10 protein-coding genes and 1 pseudogene are annotated in these 12,911 nt (G+C 71.8%); 5 read left to right on the forward strand and 6 right to left on the reverse strand.

Going from position 1 to position 12,911, the window contains the following annotated elements; genetic code table 11:
- Window positions 1-2: 2 nt before the first annotated feature.
- Window positions 3-1,736: a serine/threonine-protein kinase gene (locus ACZ4O3_RS29270; RefSeq protein ID WP_467725056.1), complete on the reverse strand. Its 1,734-nt coding sequence runs from the start codon at window positions 1,734-1,736 to the stop codon at window positions 3-5.
- 261 nt (window positions 1,737-1,997) lie between these two features.
- On the opposite strand from ACZ4O3_RS29270, the gene ACZ4O3_RS29275 reads away from it, so the two are divergent.
- On the forward strand, window positions 1,998-2,708 hold the full coding sequence (locus ACZ4O3_RS29275) for an LPXTG cell wall anchor domain-containing protein (protein ID WP_362732232.1): 711 nt from the start codon (window positions 1,998-2,000) through the stop codon (window positions 2,706-2,708).
- 68 nt (window positions 2,709-2,776) lie between these two features.
- On the opposite strand, the gene ACZ4O3_RS29280 is transcribed toward ACZ4O3_RS29275, so the two are convergent.
- Window positions 2,777-3,361, reverse strand: coding sequence for a biotin transporter BioY (locus ACZ4O3_RS29280; protein ID WP_362731535.1), 585 nt, complete (start codon window positions 3,359-3,361; stop codon window positions 2,777-2,779).
- Between the two features lie 574 nt (window positions 3,362-3,935).
- Here ACZ4O3_RS29280 and ACZ4O3_RS29285 point away from each other — a divergent pair.
- Together ACZ4O3_RS29285 and ACZ4O3_RS29290 are read left to right on the forward strand one after the other, a co-directional pair.
- Window positions 3,936-4,079: pseudogene (locus ACZ4O3_RS29285) on the forward strand (amino acid transporter); the annotation flags it as partial.
- Window positions 4,080-4,218: 139 nt separating this feature from the next.
- A complete protein-coding gene (locus ACZ4O3_RS29290; RefSeq protein ID WP_467725059.1) occupies window positions 4,219-4,866 on the forward strand; it encodes a superoxide dismutase in 648 nt (215 codons plus the stop codon).
- 135 nt (window positions 4,867-5,001) lie between these two features.
- Here the strand turns inward: ACZ4O3_RS29290 and ACZ4O3_RS29295 are convergent, their stop codons facing one another.
- The gene (locus tag ACZ4O3_RS29295; protein ID WP_362730447.1) at window positions 5,002-5,664 is read right to left on the reverse strand and encodes a mycothiol-dependent nitroreductase Rv2466c family protein; all 663 of its coding nucleotides are present in this window, start codon (window positions 5,662-5,664) and stop codon (window positions 5,002-5,004) included.
- A 135-nt stretch (window positions 5,665-5,799) separates the two neighbouring features.
- On the opposite strand from ACZ4O3_RS29295, the gene pepN reads away from it, so the two are divergent.
- Window positions 5,800-8,379 (forward strand): aminopeptidase N, encoded by a 2,580-nt coding sequence (gene pepN / locus ACZ4O3_RS29300; RefSeq protein ID WP_467725061.1) that lies wholly within the window; start codon window positions 5,800-5,802, stop codon window positions 8,377-8,379.
- A 207-nt stretch (window positions 8,380-8,586) separates the two neighbouring features.
- Entirely contained in the window at window positions 8,587-9,624 is a 1,038-nt protein-coding gene (locus tag ACZ4O3_RS29305) for a hypothetical protein (RefSeq protein ID WP_467725063.1), read from the forward strand.
- Between the two features lie 77 nt (window positions 9,625-9,701).
- On the opposite strand, the gene ACZ4O3_RS29310 is transcribed toward ACZ4O3_RS29305, so the two are convergent.
- The 3 genes from ACZ4O3_RS29310 to ACZ4O3_RS29320 all read right to left on the reverse strand — a co-directional run bounded on the left by ACZ4O3_RS29310 (window position 9,702) and on the right by ACZ4O3_RS29320 (window position 12,780).
- Window positions 9,702-10,904, reverse strand: coding sequence for a glycosyltransferase (locus tag ACZ4O3_RS29310; RefSeq protein ID WP_362730949.1), 1,203 nt, complete (start codon window positions 10,902-10,904; stop codon window positions 9,702-9,704).
- A gap of 311 nt (window positions 10,905-11,215) precedes the next feature.
- On the reverse strand, window positions 11,216-12,364 hold the full coding sequence (locus ACZ4O3_RS29315) for an RNA polymerase sigma factor (protein ID WP_467725135.1): 1,149 nt from the start codon (window positions 12,362-12,364) through the stop codon (window positions 11,216-11,218).
- Window positions 12,365-12,372: 8 nt separating this feature from the next.
- Window positions 12,373-12,780, reverse strand: a complete 408-nt coding sequence (locus ACZ4O3_RS29320; protein ID WP_362731936.1) for a YciI family protein — start codon at window positions 12,778-12,780, stop codon at window positions 12,373-12,375.
- Between the last annotated feature and the right edge of the window lie 131 nt (window positions 12,781-12,911).

The raw sequence follows: 12,911 nt of genomic DNA on the forward strand, positions 1-12,911 counted from the left end.
GCTCACAGCAGGGTGAAGTCCTCCTTGACCCGCTCATAGGTCCGCACGGCCTGGGTTTCGACCGCCGGCTGGTACCAGGTGTTGATCTGGTACGACTTCCCGTCGGTGTCGAACCCCAGCAGCCGTGCGTGCCAGGGGACTCCCTCGAGGGTGAAGGTGTACTCCCAGATCACCGCCGGGTGGCCGCGGAACTCCGTCTCGGCCAGCCGGATCTTGCTGTAGTCCTGGCCCTGGTGGGCGCTGCGTTCGGAGGCGCTCCAGCTGTCCATGAGGTCGCCGCGGGCCAGGGAGGACTTGGCGACGAGTTCCTGGCTGCCGTCCGGGGAGGTGTAGTGCACCTCGGCGCCGGTCTTCACGTCCCTGCGCCAGCCCTTCGGGGTCACCCAGGCGAAGCCGCCGGCCTCCTCGTGGGCGCCGGGCGGGAGGGTCCGGGGGCGGGCGGTGCCTTCGACCGTGGGCGCCGGTGTGGCGGGCCTCGCGGTCGAGGCGGTCGGGGAGGTGCCGGCCGCTCGACCGTCACCGCCGCCGGCCGTGGTGGTGACGAGGACGGCAACGGCGGTGGCCACCGCGGCGGTCCCGAGGACGGCCAGGAGAGCGGTGCGCCGGGGGACTTTGCGCCGGGGGACCGCCGCGGGTGCGCCAGGCCTTGTGGCGCCGTTCGCCGCGCCCCTGAGGGGGCGTCGCAGTGTGGGGTCCACCGGACTGCTGGACGGGGGCTCCGAGCGGGATTGCGTCGCCGCCTGCGTCGAAGCGCTCACCGGCGGGGAGGCCTGCAGCTGTGCCGGCTGCGGGCGGGCGTCCTCCGGGGCCGGGGCGTGCGGTTTCGTCAGCTCCACGTACGTCGGGGTCGGGCGCTCCACCGGGGCAGGAACCGGGGCCGGGTAGGCCTGTGCCGGGGTCCGGGTCGGGTGGGCCACCGGGCGCAGGGTCTCCTCGGCCTCCTCCAGGCCCGGGCGTGCCGTCGGTTCCTTCGCCAGCAGCGCGGACAGCAGGTCGTGCAACGGGCCCGTCGTCGCCGGGAGTTCGGGCTCCTCGTAGAGGACCGCGTGCAGGGTGGCGAGGGTCGTGTCGCGGGCGAAGGGGGAGCGGCCGCCGAGCGCGGCGCACAGGGTCGCGCCGAGCGACCAGACGTCGGACGGCGGGCCCTGCGGGCGCCCGGAGATCCGCTCGGGTGCCATGTAGTCGGGGGAACCGACGAGCATGCCGACCATGGTGAGCGCCTTGGCGTCCTGGATCGCCGCGATGCCGAAGTCGGTGAGGACGACGCGGCCGGCGGCGCTCTCGACGAGTACGTTCCCGGGTTTGATGTCGCGGTGCAGCACCCCCCCGGCGTGCACCTGCCGCAGCGCGGCGACCAGACCGAGGCCGATCCGGGCCGCCGCGCGCGGGCTCAGCGCCCCCTCCTCGGCCATGATCCATTCAAGGGAGCGGCCGCGGACCAGCTCCATGACGATCCACAGCCGTTCCCCCTCGTCGACGACGTCGTAGACCCGTACGACGTTGGGGTGGTCGATCCGGGCGGTGGCACGGGCCTCGCGCAGGGTGCGTTCGCGGCGGGTGCGGGTGTCCTCGGCGCCGAGCCCGTCGATCCGCATCTCCTTGACGGCCACCTGCCGGTCGAGCGTCTCGTCGGCGGCCCGCCACACCCGCCCCATTCCCCCCTGCCCGATACTCTCGGCCAGCCGGTAGCGACCGGTCACCAGCAGCCCCGGGACACCACCGGGCCCCGCACCCACCGAACTCCCCGGACCCGCCGGATTCTCTGGGCCATCAGAATTCCCTGGACCACCGTGATCACCCGGGCTCCCTGGACTCCCTGAATTCTCTGAATTCCCTGAATTCTCCGGCAATTCGCTGTACCCCCTCGACGACCGCCCCTGATGACACACGATGGTCACACTTACGGCCGTACCAGCATAGGGCGGAGAAATCTTGTGGTACCTCTTCAAGTGGCCGCGAATTCAGGCGCGGCCCAGGGGGTCGCAAGGGGGACGAACATGAGTTCTCGTCGTATGGCAGTCGTCGCGGGATCGCTGGTCACGGCATCTTTCTCGGCCGTGATGATCCTCCCGTTCACGGCTGTCGCCGATGACCAGGGACCGGCGAGCGGCAAGGGGGGAAAGGCGGTCGACCAGGCACCGGAGGGCGTGAAACTGACGACCACTCTGCCCGGGAAGATCTCGGTCGACAACAGCTCGCAGAAAACGGCGGTTACCGCCACCGTCAAGAACGAAGGAACCAAGGACAGCACCGGCATCAGGCTTTTGGTGGTCGGTTTCGACGGCCTGAAGGTCACGAACGTGCAGGGCTGCGACGCCATCGCGGCGAAGGACCTGCCGGCCGGTTCGAACAGCGGCTTCCGTTGCCCGGTCGGCGCGCTCGGCGCGGGCAAGTCGAAGTCGTACCCGGTGGACGCCACGTTCGACCTGGGCAGGACCGGGAAGATCTGTCTGCCCGTGCAGAGCGCGGACGGGAAGAAGACGTTCTGGCAGCAGGGCCCGGTGCCGTTCGGTACGACGAACCCGTCGCCGAACGCGCCGGCCACCCCGCTGCTGCTCGGCACCGACAACAAACCGGTGGGGCCGGGCGGCGACCAGCTGCCGAAGACCGGCACGGACCGTGACGTACTGCCGCTCGGCGCGGCCGGCGCGGCGCTGATCGTGGCCGGGGCGGCGGGCGTGTGGTGGTCGCAGCGGCGGGCGGACTGAGCGGGACACCCACGCGAAGGGGCCCGGGGCGCGTGTGCGCCCCGGACCCCCGCGGAGCTCTCGTCCCGTCAGCTCTTGCCGGCGAGCTTCCAGGCGGCCGGCAGCGCACCCATCGCCAGGACCGCCTTGACCGCGTCGCCGATCAGGAACGGGGTGAGGCCGGCGGCGATCGCCGCGGACGCGGACAGGTCGGCGGCGTAGGCCAGGTACGGCACACCGATCGCGTAGATGAGCGCCTCGCCGAGCAGCATCGTGCCCGCCATCCGCAGCGCGTTGCGGTCGGCGCCGCGCCGGGCCAGGGCGCCCACGACGGCGGAGGCGAGCATCATGCCGAGGATGTAGCCGAAGGAGACGGAGACTCCGGAGGTGCCGCTCGCGAACCACGGCACGCCCGCGAGTCCCGCCAGCGCGTACAGCGCGAGGGAGAGCAGACCGCGGCGGGCACCGAGGGCGGTGCCGACGAGCAGGGCCGCGAAGGTCTGGCCGGTCACCGGGACCGGGGAACCCGGCACCGGGACGGCGATCTGCGCGGCGAGGCCGGTGAGCGCGGCGCCGCCGGCCACGAGGGCGACATCGCGCACCCGGGACACGGGCAGGAGGTCGGCGAGGACGGTGCCGGTACGGCTCGACGCGGCTGCGGTGGCGGTGCTCATGGGGACTCCGCGAGGTGAGGGTGGACGGACAGGCAGGGGACACCGTGACGCTATCCCGGGCCGCCTGAACCGAACACGTCAGCGATCGACAAAGGCCGGAACGGGCACTTGGTGGGCTCCCCACAAAGAATGTGGACTACACGCGGTACGAGGTGACGCCGATCACTGAGGCAGAGATGTTTCAGTCACGTCAGCGGCGTTGAACAGGCCTGTGGAGCTCCACCAATCAAATCCCAGGGCTCTGGTGGGATTCCGGGTTGCCGGCCTACGCTCTCGCACATGGCCGCCCAGTCCCGGAACTTCACGTCGCGTCGCTATGTCGACCCGCGACGGCAAGGGGCTGCCACCTGTCGCCGTCCGGCCTGAGTCCGCGCGGCAGGGACCGGACCCGGCGCGCCTCGTCCGCCCAGACGTGTCGGCCCCGTTCCCGAGGACGGTTCCCATGCCCGTACCGCGGTTCGTGGTCGGCGGGGTGCACGTGGCCGTCCCGTACACCACGGTCGCGCCGCTCGGCCTGCGCGGCCGGGTGCTGGTGCGGCGGGAGTCGAAGCACCGGGACACCGGGCCGCGCGGGGTGGCCCTGGCCGGCATGGCGGCCGTCCTCGCCCTGATGGCCCGCGAGGCCGGCACCCGTGTGCAGCTGTACTACAGGGGCGGGATGACCGCCGTACTCGCGGCGGCCGGGTACCTGCGGCAGCGGCGGCGCGCCGGCGGCTGACCCCGCCACCTCTTCCCGAGGCCCTCACGTGACGACACGTGGGGGCCTTCTTCCTTGCCCGCGACAGGCTTCTTGTTGCTAATGTGTAGTTGCAAGTCTTTCGCAATAAGAGTAAGAGGTCCGGAGGGGACTCACGCCCATGCCCGTCTACACGCTCCCTGAACTGCCCTACGACTACTCCGCGCTCGCGCCCGTGATCAGTCCCGAGATCATCGAGCTGCACCACGACAAGCACCACGCCGCCTACGTCAAGGGCGCCAACGACACGCTGGAGCAGCTCGCGGAGGCGCGGGACAAGGCAGCCTGGGGGGCGGTCAACGGGCTGGAGAAGAACCTGGCCTTCCACCTGTCCGGGCACATCCTGCACAGCATCTACTGGCGGAACATGACCGGCCCGAAGGACGGCGGCGGCGAGCCGCTGGCCGCCGACGGCGTGGGCGGCCTGGCCGACGCGATCACCGAGTCCTTCGGTTCCTTCGCCGGCTTCAAGGCCCAGCTCACCAAGGCCGCCGCGACCACCCAGGGCTCCGGCTGGGGCGTCCTCGCCCACGAGCCGCTGAGCGGGCGGCTGATCGTCGAGCAGGTCTACGACCACCAGGGCAACGTCGGCCAGGGCTCCACCCCGATCCTGGTCTTCGACGCCTGGGAGCACGCCTTCTACCTCCAGTACAGGAACCAGAAGGTCGACTTCATCGACGCCATGTGGGCCGTCGTCGACTGGCAGGACGTGGCCCGCCGCCACGAGGCGGCGAAGTCCCGCACGGATGTGCTGCTGCTGGCTCCCTGAGCCGCCGATACGCCCTGCCTCGTGATCGTCTTCTCACCGCTCACGCGGGCAGGCGGCAAAAAGGGAGGCCCCCGCGAGGACATGACTCGCGGGGGCCTCCCCGTGCGGGGCCGCTGGGCCTGCGGCCGCCGGGGCCTACAGGTTGCTGAAGTCGGGGCCCTTGGTGCGGGTCCGCTTGATCTCGTAGAAGCCGGGGACGGAGGCGACCGCGAGGGTGCCGTCCCACAGGCGGGCCGCCTCCTCGCCCTTGGGGGCGGGGGTGACGACCGGGCCGAAGAAGGCGATCTGCTCGCCGTCCGCGCCGGGGACCGCGATGACCGGGGTGCCGACGTCCTGGCCGACCTTGTCGATGCCCTCCTTGTGGGAGGCGCGCAGCTCCGCGTCGAACTCGAAGTCCTCCTGCTCGGCGTAGTCGATCAGGTCGGCGGGCAGACCGACGTCCTCGAGCGCGCCGGCGATGGCCTCCAGGGTCGGGCCCTCGCCGTTGTTGTGGATACGGGTGCCGAGCGCGGTGTACAGCGGGCCGAGGATGTCGGAGCCGTGCTTCTGCCAGGCCGCGGTGACCACGCGGATCGGCTTCCACGCCTTGGTCTCCAGCAGCTCGCGGTACTCCTCGGGCAGCTCGTCCAGCTTGGGCTCGTTCAGCACGGCCAGGCTCATGATGTGCCAGCGGACCTCGATGTCCCGGACCTTCTCCACTTCCAGGACCCAGCGGGAGGTCATCCAGGCCCAGGGGCACAGCGGGTCGAACCAGAAGTCGACGGGGGTCTTGCCGGAACGCGTCTCGGTCTCGGACATGGTTCTCCTTGGAATAAGGCCTTTTCCACCGGCAACACCGGCACCCACGACCCCATTCCCGGGTCCCGCGGTCAGGGGCGCATGGGAGGATCGGTGCTGTTCCGGCGTACCGACAACGATGAGGGAGTGCCGCCCGTGCCCGGTGAGAATCTGTCCCGCGACGAGGCCCGGGAGCGGGCCGCCCTGCTGTCGGTGGAGAGCTACGACGTGTCGCTGGACGTGCGGTCGGCCCTCGGCGAGGGCCAGGGCGAGCCGCGCACCTTCCGTTCGGTGACCACGATCCGCTTCCGCTGCAGCGAGCCGGGCGCGTCGAGCTTCGCCGACCTGATCGCGCCGAGCGTGACGGCCGTGACCCTGAACGGCAAGGATCTCGACCCGGGCGAGGTCTTCGACGGCACCCGGATCGCCCTGGAGGCCCTGGCTGCGGAGAACGAGCTGGTGGTGGACGCGCAGTGCGCCTACTCCCGTACCGGTGAGGGCCTGCACCGCTTCGTCGACCCCGAGGACGGCGAGGTCTACCTCTACACGCAGTACGAGCCGGCCGACTCCCGCCGGGTCTTCGCCAACTTCGAGCAGCCGGACCTCAAGGCGCCGTTCCGCTTCGAGGTGCGGGCGCCCGAGGAGTGGACGGTGTGGAGCAACGGGGCCGGTGAACTCGCCGACGGGGTGTGGCGGTTCGCGGAGACCAAGCCGATCTCGACGTACATCACCTGTGTGGTGGCCGGTCCCTACCACCACGTGACGGACCACTACACGCGCACGCTCCCGGACGGGACGGCGCTGGAGATCCCGCTCGGCGCGATGTGCCGCAAGGGCCTGGCGCCCTACTTCGACGCGGACGACGTCTTCCTCGTCACCAAGCAGGGACTGGACTTCTTCCACGACCACTTCGACTACCCGTACCCCTTCGGGAAGTACGACCAGGCGTTCGTGCCCGAGTACAACCTCGGCGCGATGGAGAACCCGGGTCTGGTGACCTTCCGGGAGGAGTACATCTTCCGGGGCAAGGTGACCCAGGCGTCCTACGAGGCGCGGGCCAACGTCATCCTGCACGAGATGGCGCACATGTGGTTCGGCGACCTTGTCACCATGGTGTGGTGGGACGACCTGTGGCTGAAGGAGTCCTTCGCGGACTTCATGGGCACCTTCGCGAACGTCGGCGCGACCCGTTTCACCAACGCCTGGACCACCTTCGCCAACCGCCGCAAGGCCTGGGCCTACCGCGCCGACCAGCTGCCGTCCACACACCCGATCACCGCCGACATCCGCGACCTCCAGGACGCCAAGCTCAACTTCGACGGCATCACCTACGCCAAGGGCGCCTCCGTCCTCAAGCAGCTGGTGGCCTACGTCGGCCAGGACGCGTTCCTGGAAGGCGCCCGCCGCTACTTCAAGCGCAACGCGTACGGCAACACCCGCCTGGCCGACCTGCTGTCGGTCCTGGAGGAGACCAGCGGCCGGGACATGAGCGCCTGGGCCGGGAAGTGGCTCCAGACGGCGGGGGTGAACGCGCTGACCCCGCAGGTGCTGCTCGCCGCCGACGGGCGGATCGCCGAGCTGGCGGTGGTCCAGGAGGCCGCCGAGTCACACCCCGAACTGCGCCCGCACCGGGTCGCGATCGGCCTGTACCGCCGAACGGCCGGGGGGGCGCTGGAGCGGTACGCGCGCGCGGAGACGGACGTGGACGGCCCGCGCACGGTGATCGCCGACCTGGCCGGCGCCGAGGCCCCCGAGCTGGTCCTGGTCAACGACGACGACCTCACCTACTGCAAGATCCGCTTCGACGACACCTCGCTGGCGACGCTCCGGGACCACCTGGGCGACCTGACCGACCCGCTCGCCCGCGCCCTGTGCTGGTCGGCGCTGTGGAACCTGACCCGGGACGCGCTGCTGCCGGCCCGGGACTTCGTCGGCCTGGTGCTGCGGTTCGCGAGCCGCGAGTCGGACATCGGCGTGCTGCAGATGCTGCACGCGTGGGCGGACTCGGCGCTGGTGAACTACGTGGCGCCCGAGGGGCGGGAGACGGCCGGGCGGCGGCTCGCGGAGGGCGCCCTGCGGGAGCTGCGGCAGGCCGAACCGGGCAGCGAGCACCAGCTGGCCTGGGCGCGGTTCTTCGCGTCGACGGCGGCGGACGAGGCCGACCTGCGGCTGCTCGGGGAGCTGCTGTCGGGCGCGGCCACGATCGAGGGCCTGGACGTCGACCAGGAGCTGCGCTGGGCGTTCCTGGAGCCCCTCGCCGCGCACGGCGCGGCCGACGAGTCCGTGCTGGCGGCCGAACTGAACCGCGACGACACCGCGTCCGGCAAGCGCCACCAGGTGCGCTGCCTGGCCGCCCGGCCGTCGGCGGCGGTGAAGGCGCAGGCCTGGGCTCAGGTCGTGGAGTCGCAGTCGCTGTCCAACGCGCTGGTGGAGGCGACCATCGCGGGCTTCGCGCAGTCCTCGCAGCGGGACCTGCTGGCGCCCTACGCGGAGAAGTACTTCGAGGTCATCGCGCGGATCTGGGAGGACCGCTCGATCCAGATCGGGATGGACGTGGTGCGGGGCCTGTACCCCTCGTTGCAGGACAGCCCCCGGACGCTGGAGGCGACGGACGCCTGGCTCACGGCCCACGCCGACGCGCCGCCGGCCCTGCGCCGGCTGGTCCTGGAGGCCCGCGACGACCTGGCCCGCACACTGCGCGGACAGGAGTGCGACGCGAGGGCCGTCACCGGCTGACCTTTGGCCTACGGTTCCCCGCCGGGTGACCGTTACGGAATTCATTCCATCATGACCGTAACCTCTGGTCCGCACCCGATCGGACCAGGGGTTTTCGGCTCCTACTCGGCAGTCGAACACCTGACCTTTAGCACCGTTCCGTCCGCATTCTTCAACAGGAACGTAACAGCGGTTAACGGGCAGACCGGACGCGGGAATCTCCGGTCCATGACCCACAACACCCCGCTCTCCCCCCGCCCCCTGAGTCACCTCTCCGACGTCCACCGCCGGGTGCTGACGACGGCTCAGCTCCGCTCCCACGGCGTCCCCGCCGCCGAGATCACCGAGCAGTGCCGGGCCGGCGGCCCCTGGCAGCAGCTGCTGCCCGGCGTGATCCTGCTCCACCCCGGCGCGCCGACCAGCGAGGAACGCCTGCACGGGGCGCTGCTGTTCGCCGCCCGCGAGCCGGCCCCCGGCGTGCCCGCCCAGCCCGGCGCCGGCTCCCCGCACCGCACGGTCTACCCGGAGGCGATGATCACGGGCCTGGCCGCGCTGACCCTGCACGGCTTCACGGCCACCCCGCCGCTGCTCTCCCTGGACCACGTGGACGTCCTGGTCCCGCGCCTGCGCCGGATCCGCTCCACCTCCTACGTCCGGGTACTGCGCACTTCGGCCCTGCCGACCGCCGAGGCGGTGACCGGCCTGCCCGTCGCCCCGGTCCCCCGCGCCCTCGCGGACGCGGTGGCGGACCTGACCGACGCGGAGGCGGTACGCCGGCTGCTGACGGAGGCGGTCCGCGGTCACCACTGCGAACCGGCCCCGGTGGTGCGGGCGCTGAACGAGGCGAAGCTGCTGTCCCGCCCGCACGTGGTCGACGCCGTCGACTCGCTGGTCGCCGAGGGCCGGGCCATCGCCGAGGACCGCCTCTACCGGATGGTCCACGAGTACGGCCTGCCCGACCCGGTGTGGAACGTGGACCTGCGCCTGCCCGGCGGCCCGCACCTGGGCGGCCTGGACGCCTACTGGCCCGAGCAGGCCGTCGCCCTCGAACTGGACACCCGCGCGCCGCGCCAGGACGAGGACGCCCTGTGGTCCGAGTACGCCGGCAAGCGCGAACACCTGGAGCGGCTGGGCATCACCGTCGTCCACCTCACCCCGAAGAAGCTCCGCGACACGATGGAGCAGCAGGCTGCGGTGGTCCGTACCGCCCTGATGGCCTCCGAGGACCGGGATCCGGCCGCCCATGTCGTGGTGCTGCCCCGGTAACGAAGGGGGATCGCGGAGGGGAGCGCGGAGGCCGTCGGTCCGGAGGGGGACCGACGGCCTCTCGGCGTCCTGCCCTGTTACTGCCCGCCGACGCCCGGCCGCAGTTCGTCGCGCACGTCGCCGGCGACGCGGTCCAGCAGGTCGGCATACGCGGCGATCATCCGGGTACGGCTGAACCGCTCGCGGCTCGTGAGCAGTGCCGGCGTGAAGGCCTCGCGCTCGGCCACCGCCGCCGACCACGCGAAGGCGATCGCGTCGGGGTCGAAGGGCGTCACGAGACCGAGCCCCTCGACGATCGAGGCGCTGTCGCCGACGTCGGTCGTCACCGGTACGGCGCCGCACATCATGCCCTCGATCAGGCACAGCGGTGCCGCCTCGCCGGAGACGGAGGTGAGGGCGACGACGTCGGATCCGGCGTAGACGGCCTCCATGTCGTGCCGTACGCCAAGGAGGTGCACCCGGTCGCCGAGGGCGGCCCGGTCGGCGCCGAAGGCGATCTCCATGTCGGCCCAGAGCGCGGGGTTGTCCCCGGTCATCCCGGCGCCGCACATGACCACGTGGCCGCCGCCCTCGCGGGCCAGCCACGCCCGGGCCGCCCGCAGGAAGAGCGGCACGTTCTTCATGCCGGCGTACCGGGCCGCGAAGACGACGACGGGGGCGGCGGCCGGGATCCCGGCGGACTCGCGGAAGGCGAGGCGGGCCGCCGCGTCCGGGCGGAAGCGGAGCAGATCGACCCCGTTCGGGATGACGTGCAGCAGCTCACCGGGGATGCCGGCCGCCTCGTACGCCTCCCGCGTGGACTCCGCGCAGCACACGCACGCCACGACCTTCCCGTCCGCGATGGCGGTCTTCAGCTCGTCCAGCGCCGGGCCCTGGTTCTCCGGGTCGGACCGGTGCAGGCAGACGACGACGGGGCGACGGGGCAGCCCGGCCTGGTTGAGGAGCGCGAGCGGCTGCTCCTTCAGGGAGAGGATGACGTCCGCACCGGCCATCGCCCGTGCGGTATCGGCCAGTTCGGGCCCGCTGAAAACCGACGCCGCCACCGTGCCGTCGACGAGGCCCGCGGTGCGGCCGAGGGAGGTGACGTCGATGCCGCCGGCCGTGAGCGCGCGGTAACAGGCGTCGTCCTCCATACGCTGCGTGGTGGCTTCTCGGTGGACCTCACCGTGCAGACTCAGCACCCGATGCCACTGCTGTCCGCCCTCTACCAGGCCGAGCAGCACATCGCTGTGCACGATCCGGGCTCCCCCGGAGAAAAAACCCTCGTAGACCGAGAGCACACGAAGTCCGGGCCGAGCGCCCACACGATCACCAGCCTTGCACCATATCGAGCCATCCCCGGGAACCTCGGGTTAGCCGATATGAGGCGGTACGGACGTTTCATTCGGATGAACGGTATGTCTCATATCGGAGTCCGATTCATTTACACGGCGGGTACCGGGACGGTCACGCGCGGCATCGTCCGACGACCTTCGTTGTCACCCTTCTGACCTGCGGTTTTACGGGACCTTGTCGGGGCGGCGGGAGGCGCGGGACCGACCCGGCCAACGGCAAAAAATCGGCAAGCGCGCCCTTGGAACGTACGACGGTGTCAGCGGCGGCCGCGACGGGCGTTGAGCCGGGCGGCCTGGCGGGTCAGATGGTCCCGCTCGGCGAGGTCGGCCGCCTTCCCGGCCGCCTCGGCGTACAGCCGCGCCGCGGTCGGCAGGTCGCCGGCGCGCTCGTGGAGGTAGGCGGATACCGCGGTGTACCGGGGCAGGGCGGGGTCGAGCGCCGCGAGCGCGGCCAGACCGGCGCGCGGTCCGTCGGCCTCACCCACGGCGACCGCGCGGTTGAGCCGGACCACCGGGCTTTCGGTCAGGCGCGCGAGTTCGTCGTACCACTCGACGATCTGCACCCAGTCGGTCTCCTCGGCGGTGAGCGCGTCCGCGTGCAGGGCGGCGACGGCGGCCTGGGCCTGGAACTCGCCGAGGCGGTCGCGGGCGAGGGCCGCCTGGAGGATCCCGACGCCCTCGGCGATCAGGCGGGTGTCCCAGCGGCTGCGGTCCTGCTCGGCGAGCGGCACCAGACTGCCGTCGGGCGCGGTACGGGCGGCGCGCCGGGCATGGTGGAGCAGCATGAGGGCGAGCAGTCCGGCCGCCTCGGGGTGGTCGACCCGGGCGGCGAGAAGCCGGGTGAGCCGGATTGCCTCGGCGGCGAGGTCGACGTCACCGGAGTAGCCCTCGTTGAACACGAGGTAGAGCACGCGCAACACGGTGGCGACGTCGCCGGGCTGGTCGAACCGCACGCCGGAGACGGTGCGCTTGGCCCGGCTGATGCGCTGTGCCATGGTCGCCTCCGGCACCAGGTAGGCCTGGGCGATCTGCCGGGTGGTGAGCCCGCCGACGGCGCGCAGGGTGAGCGCGACCGCGGACGACGGGGTCAGGGACGGGTGGGCGCACAGGAAGTAGAGGTGAAGCGTGTCGTCGGCCGCGGGCGCCGGCCCGGGCGCGGGTTCCTCGTCGGCGCGTTGCTCGCGCCGGCGGCGGGCGGTGTCCGCCCGGGTCGCGTCGAGGAACCTGCGCCAGGCCACGGTGACCAGCCAGCCCGTGGCGTCCCGCGGCGGGTCTGCCGGCCAGCTCCGGACCGCCTCGACGAGCGCGTCCTGCACGGCGTCCTCGGCCGCCGCGAAGTCGGCTCCGCGGCGGACGAGGATCCCGAGCACGCCCGGGGTGAGACTCCGGATCAGAGCCTCGTTCATCTCCGAGGTCATTCGGTGACCGTGGGCCGCACGCCGTAGAACGGGCGCAGCTCCAGCCACTCGTGGATCGGCCTGCCGCCGGCCCCGGGGGCGGCCGACAGCTCCCCCGCCAGCTCGACGGCGCGCTCGTAGCTGTCGACGTCGATGATCATCCAGCCGGCGATGAGGTCCTTGGTCTCCGCGAACGGTCCGTCGGTGACCGGCGGGCGCCCCTCACCGCCGTACTGGACGAACGTCCCCTCCGGAGCCAGCGCCTGGCTGTCGACGAACTCGCCGCTCTTCTCCAGCCGCGCCGCGAAGTCGTTCATGTACTGCAGGTGGGCCGAGATCTCCTCGGGCGTCCACTGGTCCATGGGGACGTCGTTGACCGCGGCCGGGGCGCCCCGGTAGTGCTTGAGCAGCAGGTACTTGGCCATGGTGGTTCTCCTCGGTGCTCGTGCGACCCATTGTGGCCGCGCTCGCCCCTGGGACGGAGCCGACCGCGCGTTCTCTACATCACCGCCGGATCTTTTTTCCGGCTGCCCGCAAAGGGCGCTCGCGGCGGGCG

The organism is Streptomyces sp. NPDC026515, assembly GCF_055567595.1.

Excerpts from the sequence above, each read along its gene's own strand:
- ACZ4O3_RS29275 (WP_362732232.1), top strand. The coding sequence starts at position 1,998 with ATGAGTTCTCGTCGTATGGCAGTCGTCGCGGGATCGCTGGTCACGGCA.
- ACZ4O3_RS29320 (WP_362731936.1), bottom strand. The coding sequence starts at position 12,780 with ATGGCCAAGTACCTGCTGCTCAAGCACTACCGGGGCGCCCCGGCCGCG.
- ACZ4O3_RS29280 (WP_362731535.1), bottom strand. The coding sequence starts at position 3,361 with ATGAGCACCGCCACCGCAGCCGCGTCGAGCCGTACCGGCACCGTCCTC.
- ACZ4O3_RS29315 (WP_467725135.1), bottom strand. The coding sequence starts at position 12,364 with ATGAACGAGGCTCTGATCCGGAGTCTCACCCCGGGCGTGCTCGGGATC.
- ACZ4O3_RS29290 (WP_467725059.1), top strand. The coding sequence starts at position 4,219 with ATGCCCGTCTACACGCTCCCTGAACTGCCCTACGACTACTCCGCGCTC.
- ACZ4O3_RS29305 (WP_467725063.1), top strand. The coding sequence starts at position 8,587 with ATGACCCACAACACCCCGCTCTCCCCCCGCCCCCTGAGTCACCTCTCC.
- ACZ4O3_RS29295 (WP_362730447.1), bottom strand. The coding sequence starts at position 5,664 with ATGTCCGAGACCGAGACGCGTTCCGGCAAGACCCCCGTCGACTTCTGG.